At 66.2% G+C, this 15,505-nt stretch carries 12 protein-coding genes; 5 read left to right on the top strand and 7 right to left on the bottom strand.

Features of this window, described 5'->3' with window-relative positions:
* Positions 1–75: 75 nt before the first annotated feature.
* Entirely contained in the window at positions 76–1,290 is a 1,215-nt protein-coding gene (locus GGC65_RS07615; RefSeq protein ID WP_192646603.1) for an NADP-dependent isocitrate dehydrogenase, read from the top strand.
* Positions 1,291–1,356: 66 nt separating this feature from the next.
* Positions 1,357–3,141, top strand: a complete 1,785-nt coding sequence (locus tag GGC65_RS07620; RefSeq protein ID WP_192646604.1) for a cation:proton antiporter — start codon at positions 1,357–1,359, stop codon at positions 3,139–3,141.
* Here the strand turns inward: GGC65_RS07620 and GGC65_RS07625 are convergent.
* On the bottom strand, positions 3,138–6,083 hold the full coding sequence (locus tag GGC65_RS07625) for a M16 family metallopeptidase (RefSeq protein WP_192646605.1): 2,946 nt from the start codon (positions 6,081–6,083) through the stop codon (positions 3,138–3,140). The two genes, GGC65_RS07620 and GGC65_RS07625, sit on opposite strands and share 4 nt — an antisense overlap.
* Positions 6,084–6,170: 87 nt before the next feature.
* Between GGC65_RS07625 and GGC65_RS07630 the strand changes: the two genes are divergently transcribed.
* Positions 6,171–7,034 carry a carbon-nitrogen hydrolase family protein gene (locus GGC65_RS07630; RefSeq protein ID WP_192646606.1) on the top strand — a complete coding sequence of 288 codons (864 nt, stop codon included), beginning with the start codon at positions 6,171–6,173 and terminating at the stop codon, positions 7,032–7,034.
* Positions 7,035–7,153: 119 nt separating this feature from the next.
* On the opposite strand, the gene GGC65_RS07635 is transcribed toward GGC65_RS07630, so the two are convergent.
* Both GGC65_RS07635 and GGC65_RS07640 read right to left on the bottom strand, forming a co-directional pair.
* On the bottom strand, positions 7,154–7,381 hold the full coding sequence (locus GGC65_RS07635) for a hypothetical protein (protein WP_192646607.1): 228 nt from the start codon (positions 7,379–7,381) through the stop codon (positions 7,154–7,156).
* Positions 7,382–7,556: 175 nt separating this feature from the next.
* Entirely contained in the window at positions 7,557–8,351 is a 795-nt protein-coding gene (locus GGC65_RS07640; RefSeq protein WP_192646608.1) for an NUDIX hydrolase, read from the bottom strand.
* Between the two features lie 109 nt (positions 8,352–8,460).
* On the opposite strand from GGC65_RS07640, the gene GGC65_RS07645 reads away from it, so the two are divergent.
* Both GGC65_RS07645 and GGC65_RS07650 read left to right on the top strand, forming a co-directional pair.
* On the top strand, positions 8,461–9,087 hold the full coding sequence (locus GGC65_RS07645) for a DUF4126 domain-containing protein (protein WP_192649439.1): 627 nt from the start codon (positions 8,461–8,463) through the stop codon (positions 9,085–9,087).
* Positions 9,088–9,158: 71 nt separating this feature from the next.
* Positions 9,159–11,951, top strand: a complete 2,793-nt coding sequence (locus GGC65_RS07650) for an autotransporter outer membrane beta-barrel domain-containing protein (protein ID WP_192646609.1) — start codon at positions 9,159–9,161, stop codon at positions 11,949–11,951.
* Positions 11,952–11,955: 4 nt separating this feature from the next.
* On the opposite strand, the gene GGC65_RS07655 is transcribed toward GGC65_RS07650, so the two are convergent.
* From GGC65_RS07655 to GGC65_RS07670, 4 genes are all read right to left on the bottom strand, one after another.
* Positions 11,956–13,179: an NAD(P)/FAD-dependent oxidoreductase gene (locus GGC65_RS07655; RefSeq protein ID WP_192646610.1), complete on the bottom strand. Its 1,224-nt coding sequence runs from the start codon at positions 13,177–13,179 to the stop codon at positions 11,956–11,958.
* A gap of 100 nt (positions 13,180–13,279) precedes the next feature.
* A complete protein-coding gene (locus tag GGC65_RS07660) occupies positions 13,280–13,990 on the bottom strand; it encodes a glutamine amidotransferase (RefSeq protein ID WP_192646611.1) in 711 nt (236 codons plus the stop codon).
* Positions 13,991–14,136: 146 nt separating this feature from the next.
* The gene (locus tag GGC65_RS07665) at positions 14,137–14,388 is read right to left on the bottom strand and encodes a hypothetical protein (RefSeq protein ID WP_192646612.1); all 252 of its coding nucleotides are present in this window, start codon (positions 14,386–14,388) and stop codon (positions 14,137–14,139) included.
* Entirely contained in the window at positions 14,388–15,440 is a 1,053-nt protein-coding gene (locus GGC65_RS07670; protein ID WP_192646613.1) for a Leu/Phe/Val dehydrogenase, read from the bottom strand. Before GGC65_RS07670 ends, GGC65_RS07665 begins: the two co-directional genes overlap by 1 nt.
* Between the last annotated feature and the right edge of the window lie 65 nt (positions 15,441–15,505).

Genomic DNA, 15,505 nt, shown 5'->3' on the forward strand with positions numbered 1-15,505 from the left:
CCGGCAGTTGAACATTCTCTCGGCTTTGCCTAAGGCGCTCGCAACTCCGACTCCCCAAGGAAAAAGGCTGAACGCATGGGCAAGATCAAGGTAGCCAACCCGGTCGTCGAACTCGACGGCGACGAAATGACCCGGATCATCTGGCAGTGGATCCGCGAACGGCTGATCCTCCCCTATCTCGACATCGACCTGCATTATTACGACCTCGGCATCGAGGAACGCGACCGCACCGACGACAAGATCACCGTCGAGGCCGCGAACGCGATCAAGAAATATGGCGTCGGCGTGAAGTGCGCGACGATCACCCCCGACGAAGCGCGCGTCGAGGAATTCGGCCTGAAGAAGATGTGGAAGTCGCCGAACGGCACGATCCGCAACATCCTCGGCGGCGTCGTGTTCCGCGAACCGATCGTGATGCGCAACGTCCCCCGCCTCGTCCCCGGCTGGACCGACCCGATCGTCGTCGGCCGCCACGCGTTCGGCGACCAGTATAAGGCAACCGACTTCCGCGTCCCCGGCCCCGGCAAGCTGCGCCTCGTGTTCGAAGGCGAAGACGGCACGCTGATCGACGAGGAAGTGTTCCAGTTTCCGTCGTCGGGCGTCGCGATGGGCATGTACAATCTCGACGATTCGATCCGCGACTTCGCGCGCGCCAGCCTGAACTATGGCCTCGCACGCCAGTGGCCGGTGTATCTGTCGACCAAGAACACGATCCTCAAAGCCTATGATGGCCGCTTCAAGGACCTGTTCGAGGAAGTGTTCCAGGCCGAATTCAAGGCGAAGTTCGACGAGCTCGGCATCGTCTACGAACATCGCCTGATCGACGACATGGTCGCCTCGGCGCTCAAGTGGAGCGGCAAGTTCGTCTGGGCCTGCAAGAATTACGACGGCGACGTCCAGTCGGACACCGTCGCGCAGGGCTTCGGCTCGCTCGGCCTGATGACCAGCGTGCTGATGACCCCCGACGGCCAGACCGTAGAATCGGAAGCCGCGCACGGCACCGTCACCCGCCACTATCGCATGCACCAGCAGGGCAAGGCGACCTCGACCAACCCGATCGCGTCGATCTTCGCATGGACCGGCGGCCTCAAGCACCGCGGCAAGCTCGATGGCAATGCCGAGCTGGTCAAGTTCGCCGACGACCTCGAAAAGGTCTGCGTCGCGACCGTCGAAAGCGGCAAGATGACCAAGGATCTCGCACTGCTGATCGGTCCCGACCAGAACTGGCTGACGACCGAAGGTTTCTTCGAGGCGATCGTCGAAAATCTCGAAGCCAAGATGGGCAGCTGATAACAACCAAAAAGGTTGGGATAGCTATCTAGCCAATCGGGGCCGGCCTGCATAAGGTCGGCCCTTATGGTATCGGAAACAGAAACCTCCGCCATCGGCAACGCGCTGGTGGTCCTCGGCGCCGCAGGCATCGTCATCCCGGCGTTCGCCCGCTTCAAGATATCGCCGGTGATCGGCTTCATCCTCGTCGGATTGCTCGTCGGCCCGTCGGGCCTCGGCGCGCTCGCGGCCGATTATCCGTGGCTGAAACATGTCACGATCGCGTCGACCGAAGACATCGCGCTGTTCGGCGAGTTCGGGATCATCCTCCTCCTCTTCTCGATCGGGCTCGAGCTGTCGTTCCGACGCCTCTGGCAGCTCCGGAAGCTCGTGTTCGGAATCGGCGCGGCAGAGCTGTTCGTCGCGGGCGGCATCCTCGGCACCGCATTGTTCCTCGTCGGCAACCATTCGCCCGCTGCGGCCTATGGCCTCGGCATCGCGCTCGCCCTCTCGTCGACGGCGCTCGTGCTGCCGATGGCGGGGACCAAATCGGCGGTCGGCCGCGCCTCCTTCTCGATGCTGCTGTTTGAGGACCTCGCGCTGGTGCCGATCATCTTTGTCCTCGCCGCCCTGTCGCCAACCGCGTCGGGCGACAGCGCCGAACTGCTGCTCACCACCTTGTGGCAGGGCGCGCTCGTCGTCGCCGCGCTCGCGATCGGCGGCTGGTTCCTGCTGCCGCGTATCTTCGCGCAGGCAGCGCGCGCCAAGGATCCCGAGCTGTTCCTCGCCGCGAGCCTGCTCGTCGTGATCGTCGCCGCGCTCGCGACCGCCGCCGTGGGCCTGTCGCCGATCGTCGGCGCGCTGCTCGCGGGCCTGATGATCGCCGAAACCGAATATCATGGCGAGGTCGAGGCGATCACGGCGCCGTTCAAGGGCCTCGCACTCGGGGTCTTCCTGATCAGCGTCGGCATGGGCCTGAACCTCAAGACGATCGCCGGCCAATGGCCGCAGCTCGTCGCCGCGGTCGTCGGCGTCGTGCTCGTCAAGGCATTCGTCACCGCGGCGCTGCTTCGCTTCTCCGGCGCAGTACGCCGCGGGACCGCCGCCGAGGTCGGCCTGTTGATGGCGAGCCCGTCCGAGACGACATTGATCGTGCTGACAACTGCACTCCAGGCACAGCTCATCAGCCGCGACACCGCCGAATTCTGGCAGCTCGTCACCGCGATCGGCCTGACGATCACGCCCTTGCTCGCCCGTATCGGCCACGACATCGCGCGGCGGATCGAGATGCGGACCGGCGATGCGCAGGATGACGAGACGCCCGAGGGACGTACGGTGATCGTCGGTTTCGGCCGCGTCGGCCACACGGTCGCCGAGCTGCTGCGCGAGCATGACCGCCCCTATATCGCGGTCGATGCCGATATCGACACCGTCGCCGCCGCACGGCGCGATGGTTTCTCCGTGCGCTTCGCCGACGTCGCGCGGCCCGGCAGCCTCGACAAGCTCGGGATCGAGAATGCGAAAGCCATCGTTCTGACGATGGACGACCCCGTCCAGCAGCTGCGCATGACGCGCCAGCTACGCCAGAAATATCCCGCGCTGCCGATCATCAGCCGCGCGCGCGACGCCGACCATGCCGGCGCGCTCTATCAGGCGGGGGCGAGCGATGCCGTTCCTGAAACGCTCGAAAGCTCGCTTCAGCTCGCCGAGGCGGTGCTGATCGACCTCGGTGTGGCAATGGGGCCGGTGATCGCGTCGATCCACGACGTGCGCGCCAAGATGCGGCACGACATCATGACCAAGGGCAAGCTGGAACGCGAACCGCGCATCCGCAAGACCCGCCGCCCCGTCGAGGGCGGCGAGAGGGCCTAGCGCCCGCCCGCCGCGGGAGCCGGTGCCTGCGCCTGCGCTGCACCGAGCGCCGACGCGTCAGCCAGCGTCATCCCCTTGGGCAGGATCGCTAGCGACCATTGGCGCGCGGGCGACAGATATTGCTGTGCCAGCCGCTGGATGTCGGCGGAGGTGACAGCCGAAATATCGTCCTGGATCGACAGCGCAGCCGCGGTGACGCGCGGGTCGCGGGTCGCGCCTTCCAACAGGAACATCCAATAGACATTGCCCGTCGAAGCGCGCGCCACCTGCTCACGGATCGGGCCGGCATTGCGCGCGAGTTCGTCGGCGTCGACCGGCTTTGCCACGAGATCGGCGGCGATATCGCGCGCGATCCCATAGAAGCGATCGAGATCCTTCGGCGCCAGCAGGCTGCCGACGAGCAGATAGCCGCCCGTATCGAAGCCTGTCGGCCAGTGGCTGTCGACGACCGGACCATAGCTTGCGCCCTGTTCGGCGCGAAGGCGGTCGAACAGCCGGTCGTTGAAAATTGCCGCGAGCACTTCGAGCCCGCGCGCATCGCGCGGATTGGCAAGCCCACCGCTGGTCGGCCAGGCGGTCATCGCCGCCGCCTGTCCCTGCTCGCCGCGATGATAGGCGATTTCAGGGACGGTCACATGTTTGGCGAAGTCGACGCGCTGGCCCGCAGGCGGCGCAAGGGTCTGACGCGGCGGCAGCGCGCCCAGCGTTTCGGCGAGGATTTTCTTGTAGTCGACCGATTCGAGATCGCCAAAGATCTGGACCTCGATCGGCCCGCTCGCGAGCCGCGGCTCCCAGAAGGCGCGGAAGGCAGCGGGGGTCAGTGCCGCAATCTGCGCCTTGTCGGGCGCCGCCCAGCGCGCGTCATTGTTCGTCAGCCAGCCGCGCAAATTCCGGTCGAGCACGGCATTCGGCGTCGCGTCGTTGAGGTCATAGCCGGTGAGGAAGCCGATGCGCAGCCGTTCGACCGGCTGCGGATCCCAGCGCGGCTGCGCGAGCTTGCCCGCGATCAAGCGCATCTGGTCGGTCAAATCGGCGGGATTGCTTTCGGCCGACAGTTCGAACGCATCGTCGTCGATCGCGAAATTCATCTGGATCTGGCGGCCATTGGTCAGCTGGTCGATCTCATTCTGCCCCCACGGGCCGATCCCGCTCGCAACGAGCGCATAATCGCCGGTCCAGAGCAGGTTCGGCGCATCGGCGGCGACGCTGCGGTTGCCGGTACCGAAACGCACATTGACGCGCACCTTGCCTGGCTCGACCTTGTTGTTCGACACCAGCGCGGTCACGCCATTGGCAAATTCGATCCGCTCGGCGCGCAGGCCGAGCAGGCTGCTGGTCGAGGTAATCGTTCCCGGCTGGCCGATCGCGGGAAGCTGTTTGAAATCGGCCTTCAGCGTCGCCAGCCGGTCGTCGCGCGCGGTGACCGGGGCCTTCAGCGCCGCAAGCACGGCAGCATCGCCGCCCGCCGCGGTCGGGGTGGTCAGCACGACGCGCGTAACCGGTGCCGCGAAGATCGCCTTGCTGATCTCGAGCATCACTTTCGGGGTGGCGGAGGCGCGGATCGCCTTGAACATGTCGACCTGCCCCTGCGGGCTCGTCACCGTTTCGTTGATGTCGACCGCGCGCACCATATCGTCGGCGAGCCGCGCGCCAGGCTCGTTGCGCGCATTTTCCAGTTCCTTGACGAGGAACGCCTGGATCTCGTTCGCCTCGCGGTCGATGTCGGCCTGCGACGGCGGGTTTTTCACCGCGTCGGCGATGACGCCGCGCACATCGGCGAGCGCCGCCTTCCAATCGCTCAGCGGGACGATCGACGCCATCGTCACATCGACGCTGCGGCTCACATATTGCTGTTCGACCGTCGCGACCAGATAGCTGCCGCCGCTGCGCGCGCGGTTTTCGAGCCGGCGGTTGACGAGCGCCTGTGCGATGAATTCGAGGTAGAGGCGACGCGTATTCTCGACCGTGTCGATGCGCTTTTTCCACGGGCGCACCATTGCCAGCGTCAGCGCGAGCGGCTGGTTCGCCTCGACGATCTCGCGCGCGGCAGGCTGTTTCGGATCGGGTTTGCCGAAATCGGGATCTGCGGGGTTGGGGCCGTCGGCTTTCCAGTCGCCATAATATTTCGCGACCAGCCCGGCGAGGACCGCCGGATCGGCGTCGCCGACGATAACGACGACTGCGCGATCGGGGCGATACCAGCGATTGTGGAAGGCGGCGACCGACGTCGCGTTCGCCTTGCCCAGCGACGCGGTCGTGCCGATCGGCGAGCGGTCGCCGAGCAGCTGCCCCGCGAACAGATGCGCGTTGGTCGCATCGGCGATCCGTTTTTGCGGCCCGTCCGATTCGCGCAGTTCGGACATCACGACGCCGCGCTCGGCGGCGACCGCGAGTTCGGAAATGCGTGGCTCGCGCACCATGCCCGACAGCAATTTCATGCTTTCGTCGAGGTTGGCGGGCGTGACGCTGGGCAGGTCGAGTTGGTAGACGGTCTGCGTCGGCGTCGTCTGCGCGTTCGAATCGCTGCCGAAGGTGACGCCGAAGCGCTGCCAGATGCGCTTGGCTTCGCCGTCCGGAATATGTTCCGACCCGCGGAAGGTCAGATGCTCGAGCAAATGGGCGTAGCCGCGCTCTTCCTCGGTTTCGAACATCGAGCCGACATCCATGCGGACACGGATCGACACCTGTCCCGGGGGGACGCCATTGTTGCGCACGGCGTAGCGCACACCATTGGGCAGCTCGCCGAACTGCCACGCGGTATCGCGCGGAATATCGCTACCGACATAGAGCCAGTCGCTGTTCTTTGCCTGGCTTTGCGCGGTCGCGGTCGCGGCGCCGCCCTGCGCGCTCGCGGCGAGCGGGGTCAGCAGGAGCGCGGCGGCGCCGGCGAGGAGGAAGGACCGGGTGAACTGAAGCGGCTGGCGCGCGAAAATATTGGACATTGGCCCATCTTATCGCCTTCGAACCTTGCTGGCCACTGAACTGTCACACGGCTTGTCCTGCGGGCGCCACGGGCTTAGCCAGATGCGATGGATAATATTTCGCAAGCCGCTCCCCTCGCCGCGCTCGTCCAGATGACGAGCGGCATCGACCCTGCCGCCAATCTGGCGACGATCGACCGCGCGCTGGGCGAAGCCGCCGCGGGCGGTGCCGCCATGGCCTTTTTCCCCGAAATGTCGCTGCTGCTCGACCGCGACCGCGCGCGATCGGGCGCGCATATGGCCCGCGAGGCCGACAGCCCCTGGCCCGCCGCGCTGCAGGCGATGGCACAGAAGCACGGGATATGGTTGCATTCGGGATCGATGCCTTTGCTGTCCGAGGACGGCGAGAGGCGCGTGAACCGCAGCCATGTCATCGCCGCCGACAGCAGCATCCGCGCGCGCTATGACAAGATCCATATGTTCGACGTCACCCTGCCCTCGGGCGAGAATTGGCAGGAATCGGCTGCCTATGCGGGGGGCAACGCGGTGACGGTCGTCGATACGCCGCTGGGGAAACTGGGGCTCAGCGTCTGTTACGACCTGCGCTTTCCCGAACTGTACCGCGCGCTCGTCGATCGCGGCGCGACATTGATCGCGATTCCCGCCGCCTTCACCGTATCGACCGGCGAGGCGCATTGGCACGTGTTGATGCGCGCGCGCGCGATCGAGACGGGTTGCCATATCGTGGCGGCGGCGCAGGGCGGCTCGCACGAAGACGGGCGGCAGACCTTTGGCCACAGCATCGCCATCGATCCCTGGGGCGCCGTCCTGGCCGATGCAGGAGTTACAGAGGAAATGGGCGGGAAAGGCTATGCGCTGACGCTCGCGCCCATCGACGCGGCGGGCGTAAGCCGCGCCCGCGAGGCGATTCCGCTGGCGCGATCACGGGCCAACCGGAACATCATGCTTTAATTCGGAGAGAGACCGGTTCTGCACCGGCCAATGTCGCGGGCAAAATCCCGCGCGCCAAATACACAAAGGGCCCCGAGCAAAGCTCGGAGCCCTTCGGTATTAGTATCGATCAGCCGATATTACGGGCTGGTCGGCGAATCGTCGTCGTTGTCCGACGCGATGATGATGCCGCCAACGACAGCAACGAGAGCGAGGACAGCGATGATCCAGCTCGTGCTGCCTTCGAGTTCGCTCTGGCCATCAACGGCCGAAGCAGCGCGTGCTGCGGGAGCAGCCGACGCAGCAACCGGGGCCGCAATCATCGAGGTCGCCGCGAGAGAGATCGCAGCCTTCTTAAGCAGGTTCATCATATTCTCCGTCCACTGGATTACTCTTGTCGAATCACACCGGAGATTTCTCCCCGGTCTGCTTCTGCAGGGCCTTCTTAGGCACCGCATTCAGCAATTGCAACGACGTTTTGCCCTACCCCGGCAAATCTTAGTAAATAATAAATATGGAAAAAGTTGTTGCAAACCACGTCATTTACCCGCGCCGTACGCGCTCAAAGGATTCGCTCGTAACGGGATATCCGAGATGCTCCGGAATGCAGAGACGGGTGCCCCCGTCCCGTTCCTCGATCCAGGGGGTGATAAGTTCGACCGGAAACTGTCGGGAATGCGCTGAAAAGCTGTGGAAATCCGTAGATAGCGCCAGCCGCTCGAGATTGCGGCGGGTGGGAAAAATCACCGACACCTCGCCGCGGTCGGCCATCGCCAGCGTGTCTTTCGCACTCGCCCAGAAAATATGGCTGTGCTCGGCCTCTTCGACCGTTAACTCATGATTGTGTTGCGGAGATGCAACAGCGAAAAATCTTGTGTCGAAGGTTCGCGCCTCTTTGAAATTGGGGCACCAGCGCGCAAAGGGCACGAAGGATTCCAGTGCAATTCGGTCGCCCCGCGCCGCCAATATGTCCGAAAGCAACGTTCCGGCCAGCAGCGCCTGGCGAACCTCGGCAACCTCGCCTTCGGCCAGCCCCGGCCAGCCGACCGCAAGCCCCGTTTCTTCCAGTGTCTCGCGCAACGCCGCGACCCGCGCCGCGCCGTCGGCTTCGTCGATACCCAGTCCGTACAGGCGCGCAACCCGATAGTCATCGGGGTCGACGCGGCCGCCGGGAAACACGACGGCGCCGGCAGCAAAGGCCATGGTGGTCGACCGCTTGACCATCAGGATTTCGTCAGGACCACCGCCGTCTGCCGGCCGCATGATGACCAGCGTGGCCGCAGGAATGGCACCGTCGGGCAAGGTTTCGGGCAGCGGGGTCGGGGGCGTATCGATCATGAAGCAAGCGATAACCGCGCTGCCCGGCCTTGTCATCCCGGCATTGCGGGCAGGCGCGGACGGGTGCAAGATGTCCGCAACCAAGGGATCCGGGACGGGGAGCAGGACATTGGGCATCGTCGAGATTTTGGGCGTCGCGGGCAGCCTCAGCCTCCTTGCCGGCTGGCGGCTCTACCTGACCATATTGGCGACCGGCATCGCGATGCATTTCGGCTGGTTGCCGCTTCCCGACCATCTCGCGGCCCTGCAGGTGCTCGCCAATCCATGGGTGCTCGGCGTCGCTGCCGTCGGCACGATCGCCGAGTTCCTCGCCGACAAGATCGCGTGGGTCGATTCGGTCTGGGACACGGTCCACAGCATCATCCGTCCGCTCGGCGGCGCGCTGCTGGCGCTGGCCCTGGTCGATAGCTCGGATCCGGCGTGGCAGGTCATCGCCTTCCTGCTCGGTGGCGGCGGCGCCTTGCTCAGCCACGGCGCCAAGGCCACGACGCGCGCGGTCGTCAACGTCAGCCCCGAACCGTTCAGCAATGCCGTGGTTTCGACCGGCGAAGATGTCGCAACGGGCGGCCTGCTCGCGCTCGCCATCGCCTATCCGCCGCTGGCGATCGTCATCGCGATCCTGCTAGCGGTCGCCGCCGTCATCGTCATCATCGCGCTGCGCCGGCTGCTGCGTAATATCAAGGCAACGCTGAAACGGGCATTGGGCGACGAGCCGTCCATTACTTTAGATGCTTAGTAATTTGGCAACATTCACTTTATAAGCTTCTGCGAGAGGGGGGCTCTCGACCCGAAAGGGAGTGATGTCCTGTGCCCCCGAAAAGCATCCATAAGCCCATTCTGTTGTCGTCGGTCGCGGTCTTTGCGCTCGGCCAAGCCTCCCCCACCCTCGCCCAATGCGTCTTCACGCCCACCGCGGGTAACGACAGCCATGTCTGCGCGAGCGGGACGTCGCCCGGCGGCCTGACCGATACGGGGGGCAACAACCAGCTTTCGCTCCCGGCCGGTGGGACGGGTACCATTGCCGGCAATGTTACCTTCGGCGGCGGGACCGATGCGGTCGAGATGGACGCGGGCCGCATCGAAGGCGCGGTCGATCAGGGCAATGGCGACGACCGTTTCCGGATCGGTGGCGGGACGGTTACCGGGCAGGTGCAGCAAGGCGAAGGCATCGACGATTTCGTCATGACCGGCGGCGAGATCAATGTCCTCAACCAGGGCGGCGCGTTCGATACCTTCCTGATGTCGGGCGGTCGCATCGTCGACGCGTTCGACGACGGCGATAATGCGCGCATGACCGCTGGGCGCATCGGCCGCGTCAACATGAAGCTCGCCGACAACCTCTTCGACATGTCGGGCGGCATCATCGATCGCAACCTTGTTACCGGATTCGGCAACGACACGATCATCCTGTCGGGCGGAACGATCGGCGGCAATATCAGCGTGTCGGGCGGGACCGACAGCGTGACGATCACCGGCGGATCGGTCGGCGGCGACGTGCTGCTGAGCGTCGGCACCGACAGCTTCAACTGGGATGGCGGCGGGGTGGTGCACGGCACGGTCGACCTCGGCGGCGACAATGACAGCGCGCGGCTCGCCGACCTCACCGCCGCGCATCTCGGCCGGTCGCCGCGGATCACCGGCGGCGACGGCTCCGATACGCTAGTCTTCGACAATGTCACGACGGGCGGTATCGCGCGCTTCGACGGTTGGGAACTCATCCGCGCGACCGACGATAGCGAACTGACGTTCGACGGTTTCCTGACGCTGGGGGACGCGGGAACGGGCACCGGCCGTTTCGAACTCGACGCATCGAGCACGATCTTCGGCGGCGGTCTTCAGGGCGGGATCGCGGCCTTTACCGCGGGGCAGCGCGCGACGCTGGTCAACGCCGGACGGATCGACCTGACCAATGGCGGCAACATGCCGGGCGACAGCTTCACGGTGCGCGGAGACTATGTCGGCGACGACGGGCTGTTGCTCATCGACACCGTACTCGGAGGCGATAACTCGGCCTCCGACAAGCTCGTGATCGACGGTGGCAGCGCGTCGGGAACGACGGGGGTCACCGTGCTTAATGCCGGAGGTACGGGTGCAGCCACCGCCCAGAACGGCATCCTGATCGTCGAGGCGCTGAATGGCGCCACGACCGCGAGCGGCGCCTTCGCGCTCAACAGCCGCGTCGCGGTGGGGGCTTATGAATATTTCCTGTTCCGCGGCGGCGTTTCGGCCGGAACGGGGCAGAATTGGTATCTGCGCTCGACCCTGCCGCCCCCGCCGGCCCCCGCGGCGCCCCCGCCACCCGCCCCCGCGCCCGCACCGCCGGTCCTGACCCCGCCGCCACCGGCACCGGCGCCCGAACCCCTACCGCCCGAGCCGCCGGCACCCCCGCCGCCGCCCGTGCCCGATCCCCCGCCGCCGCCGCCCGAGCCGACGCCGGTCGATCCCGACCCGGTCGACCCCGCGCCGCCTGTGACCATCACCGATCCGCCGCCGGCACCGACGCCCGAACCGCCCCCGGCGCCCGCGCCCGAGGCTCCGCCGCCGCCCCCCGAACCGCCGGCCGAACCCGCGCCACTTCCTCCGCCAACCCCCGACCCGGCGGCCGAACCGCCAACGCCCGGTGCAACGCCCGCGGTTGCCGAGGCCGGTGAAGCCATTCCGCTCTTCCGGCCCGAGGTCGCAGCCTTTGCCGCGGCGGTTCCGGTCGCGCATCATCTCGCCAGCGCGACGCTCGGCACGTTCCACGAACGCCGCGGCGAACAGGCGTTGCTGCGCGGCGGCGGCGTGCTGCCCGCGACATGGGGCCGCGTCTTTGCCGAGAATAGCGACATCAAGTGGGACGGCGACGTCGCGCCCTCGCTCGATGGCGACCTCAGCGGCTTCCAGATCGGACAGGATTTCGCCGGATGGGGCGAGGAAGGCGGGACGAACATCCGCCTCGGCGCCTTCGTCGGGCGCTCGTCGACCGATGGCACCATCCGCGGCGGCGCGCTCGGCTGGAACGACCTGACGGTCGGCCAGATCGACGTCAAGGCGACGAGCCTGGCCGGTTACGCGACGCTGGTCGGGACAAGCGGCTGGTATATCGACCTGGTGGCGATGCACAGCTGGTTCGACGGCACTTCCGCCGCCAGTTCGGGCATGGCGATCGACGTCGACGGCACCGGCTGGACGGCGTCGCTCGAGGCCGGATATCCGATTGCGCTGTCGGATAGCTGGACGCTCGAACCGCAGGCGCAGCTCTTGTGGCAACAGGTGAAGCTCGACGACCGCGCCGACGCCTTCTCGACGATCGACTTCGCCACCGGCGACGTCCTGACCGGCCGCGCCGGGCTGCGCCTCCAGGGCGAATATGGCGGCTTCCAACCCTATCTGCACGCGAGCCTATGGCACGGTTTTTCGGGCGACCAGTCGACGCGCTTCGGCATCGATCCGATCCGCACCGACCTCGGCCGGACCGAGGCTGAGGTCGGCGCCGGGCTGATCGCGCGCCTCGGCGACAGCGTCGCGGTGCATCTCAAGGGCGATTACGCCTTCGACGCCGACGGGCCGCGCAGCCGGCGCTACGGCGGCACGGTCGGGGTAACGATCCGCTGGTGAGCCGTCAGGCAGGGAGCAGCGCCTTCAGCGGCGTTTCGGTGTCGGCGAGTTGCTCCGCCGTCGCCCGAAGTCCCGCGGTAACGATCATGCGGCCCTGGACATAATCCTTGGTCGCATTGACGCAGTCGATCGCAATGACCTTGCCGTCTTTGAGATAGACCACCGAGAAGCTGCGCGTCGCGGGATCGCCGCGCATCACCGCGCGGTCGTGGCCGGTCGAGAGGCCTGCGGTCTGGAGCTTCAGATCATATTGGTTCGACCAGAACCACGGGATCGCATGGTAAGGCGCTTCGTCGCCGACAATGCCCTTGGCGACGACATTCGCCTGGTCATTGGCATTCTGCACCGATTCCAGCCGGATGACGACGCCCTCGGCAAAATGATTCTCATGCGCGGCGCAGTCGCCGATCGCATAAATGTCGGGAAGGCTGGTCTTGCAGAGCGCGTCGACGAGCACGCCGTTGCCGCCTTCGGCGCCCGCCGCAATCAGCGGTTCGACCGCCGGCACGATGCCGATGCCGACGATAACGAGGTCGGCAGGAATCACTTCGCCGTCCGACAGGCGGACGCCGGTGACACGCGTGTCACCCTCGATGGCCGCGACATCGACGTCGAGGCGCAAGTCGACGCCGTGATCGCGATGCTCCTGCTCATAAAAACGCGACAGCTCGTGGCCCGCCACGCGCGCAAGCACGCGGTTTTGCGCCTCAAGCAGCACGACCTTCTTGCCCGCCTTGCGCAGCACCGCCGCCGCCTCGAGTCCGATATAGCCGCCGCCGATCACGACGATCTGGCCAGCAGTTTCGGACGCTGCCTTCATCGCATCGGCATCGGCGCGCGTGCGCACGCCCTGCACGCCGGGAAGGTCGCCGCCGGGGATCGGCAGCATGCGCGGATGACCGCCGGTCGCCCAGACGAGCTTGCCATAGCCGATCGTCTCGCCGCTATCGGTGGTGACATTGTGCGCGGCCGGATCGACCGACACGACGCGCTTGCCGAGCAACATCGTCACCTCGCGCTCGTCCCAATATTTCGCGGGGCGCAGCTGGATGCGTTCGAATTCCTTTTCGCCCGCGAAATATTCTTTCGACAAGGGCGGGCGCTCATAGGGAAGCTCGGGCTCGTCGCCGATGATCGCAATCGTGCCAGTGAATTTCTGCGTGCGCAGCATGATTGCAACCTGCGCGCCGCCATGGCCGGCGCCCACAATCACCACGTCGAAATGCATCGCTTTCGTCTCCTGTCGCCTCCCGTGGCGCGCCCCTCGCACGCGCGTGCGGGCGAGGCAAGCGGGTGCTTCGTTGCGATGGCGAAAGAAAAGCTGCGGGTCAGGAGAGGCCGGCGAGCCATTCGGCGATCATCGCGCGGCCGGCGACGACCGCAGGCGGGCCATGCCGGCTGTGGAGGTCGCGCATGCCCTCGACGCTGCCGCCCGTTTCGGTGAGGGCGTCGGGCCATTGCCGCAGCCATTCGTCGAACCGCGGGTCGAGGCCCATTTCGCCGTGGAATTGCAGCGCGAGAATATTGGAGCCGCGCCGGAACGCCTGATGCGGATAGGCCGGGGTCGATGCCAATAGTTCGACATCGTCGGGGAGGTCGAAGGTGTCACCATGCCAGTGGAGCACGGGCACGTCGGCCAGGTGGCGCAGCGGCGAAGTGGTGTCGACAAAACTCAGCGGATGGAATCCGACCTCCTTCGCGGGCCCCGGATAGACGCGCGCACCCATCGCCGCCGCCACCATCTGCGCACCGAAGCACACGCCCAGCGTCGGCCGCCCCGCATCGATCCGGCGCGCGAGCCGCTTCATCTGGCACGCGATCCACGGATGCGCGTCCTGCTCGTAAACCCCCATCGGTCCGCCCATCATGATGAGCAGGTCGGGCTCGCCGAGGTCGACCGCGCCGAAACCCGGATCGGAGACATCGATGCGCGCGAGCTCATATCCCGCGGCCTCGATCGGCTCGCGATATCCGGCGATCCCTTCGTGGGGCACGTGGCGGATGATGAGTCCGGTTCTGGTCTTTTGCTGCAATGGCATATCGGGCGATGAATCGAGTGGTTGCTGCGCTGTTTCGAACCACCGCAGTCTAGCCAAGCCTCCGCCCCGATGTCACTCTACCAAAGCAGTAGAGATACTGTTGCGGCCCGTAGCTGAGCTTGGCTCCGTTCGCTACGGGCCGCCATTCAGGCTGCGGCCACCAATTCGGCGGCGCATTCCAGTTCGCTCTTCATCACCGCGACCACTTCGCCGAGCTTCGCCGCGATGATTTCCGCCTGGCCCGGCGGAAGCCCGACGACGGTCACGTCGATCCGCATATGCGTCGGCAGGACCTCCATCGCCATCGCGCTCGGCACGATCGAGCGCTGCGCGAAAAAATTGGCGACGCGCGGCAGCGATTGCGGATCGAGGATCGCGTCGACGTGGAACCGGTGCATCACGCCGCCTCGCGCTGCGCGCCCGCAATCACCTCTTCGGCCATCTCGTCGGCGACAAGCGCGGGCGAGCGGCCTTCGCGCGCCGCGCGTTCGAGCAGCGCGCCGACCCGCGGCGCGATCTCGGCGACACGAAGCTTCACGTCGCCCTCATCCTCACCCAGATATTCGGCCGACACATTGATGATCCCGCCTGCGTTGACGACATAGTCGGGGGCATAAGTGATCCCCCGCTCCATCAGCAGCGCCGCCACGTCGGGCGTCGCGAGCTGGTTGTTCGCCGCACCGCAGACGAGCTTTGCCTTGAGCTTGCCGACCGTCTCGCGGTCGAGCGCGCCGCCAAGCGCACAGGGGGCGAAGATGTCGGCGTCGACCGACGCGATGTCGGCAACGTCGACCACCTCGGCGCCATGCACCGCCTGCAGCCGGTCACGGCGCGCCGGGTTGACGTCGGCGATCACGAGCCGCGCACCGGCGGCCGCAAGGCGGCGGCAAAGGTCGGCGCCGACATTGCCGGTGCCCTGCACCGCCACCGTCAGGCCAGCGAGATCGCGTCCCAGCGCAAATTCTGCCGCGACCTGCATCGCTTCGAACACGCCCTTGGCGGTCCATGGCGAAGGATCGCCCCCCGCGCGTCCTGCCACCGCGGGCAGGCCGGCAACATGGCGCGAGACCGAAGCGACCTCCTGCATGTCCTCGACCGACGTACCGACATCCTCGGCGGTCACATACATGCCGCCCAGATTTTCGACCGCGCGGCCGAACGCGCGAAACAAGGCCACGCGATCGAACTCGCCTTCGGGACGCCGCAGCACCGCCTTGGCGCCGCCGAGCGGCAAACCGGCGAGCGCATTCTTGTAACTCATGCCCTCGGCAAGCCGCACGGCATCGCCCAGCGCCTGCTTCATGTCGTGGTAGGACCAGAGGCGGCAGCCCCCTGCCCCCGGGCCCAATGCGGTCGAATGGATCGCAATAAACCCGTCGAGCCCCGCTTCGAGGTCATAAAGACGCACGCACTCAAGCGGCGGCGCCAGACGGGCAAGACGGACAACCATGAACAACCCTCCTTTGATTGAGGCCGAGTTGTCGCATTTCCGCCTTGGACAATCTTGCTCGATTA

The sequence above is a fragment of the Sphingopyxis sp. OAS728 genome, assembly GCF_014873485.1.
GTDB lineage: Bacteria > Pseudomonadota > Alphaproteobacteria > Sphingomonadales > Sphingomonadaceae > Sphingopyxis.

Bases quoted from the DNA above. Each gene is read 5' to 3' on its own strand.
- GGC65_RS07615 (WP_192646603.1), top strand. From the start codon at position 76: ATGGGCAAGATCAAGGTAGCCAACCCGGTCGTCGAACTCGACGGCGAC.
- GGC65_RS07620 (WP_192646604.1), top strand. From the start codon at position 1,357: ATGGTATCGGAAACAGAAACCTCCGCCATCGGCAACGCGCTGGTGGTC.
- GGC65_RS07625 (WP_192646605.1), bottom strand. From the start codon at position 6,083: ATGTCCAATATTTTCGCGCGCCAGCCGCTTCAGTTCACCCGGTCCTTC.
- GGC65_RS07630 (WP_192646606.1), top strand. From the start codon at position 6,171: ATGGATAATATTTCGCAAGCCGCTCCCCTCGCCGCGCTCGTCCAGATG.
- GGC65_RS07635 (WP_192646607.1), bottom strand. From the start codon at position 7,381: ATGAACCTGCTTAAGAAGGCTGCGATCTCTCTCGCGGCGACCTCGATG.
- GGC65_RS07640 (WP_192646608.1), bottom strand. From the start codon at position 8,351: ATGATCGATACGCCCCCGACCCCGCTGCCCGAAACCTTGCCCGACGGT.
- GGC65_RS07655 (WP_192646610.1), bottom strand. From the start codon at position 13,179: ATGCATTTCGACGTGGTGATTGTGGGCGCCGGCCATGGCGGCGCGCAG.
- GGC65_RS07660 (WP_192646611.1), bottom strand. From the start codon at position 13,990: ATGCCATTGCAGCAAAAGACCAGAACCGGACTCATCATCCGCCACGTG.
- GGC65_RS07665 (WP_192646612.1), bottom strand. From the start codon at position 14,388: ATGCACCGGTTCCACGTCGACGCGATCCTCGATCCGCAATCGCTGCCG.
- GGC65_RS07670 (WP_192646613.1), bottom strand. From the start codon at position 15,440: ATGGTTGTCCGTCTTGCCCGTCTGGCGCCGCCGCTTGAGTGCGTGCGT.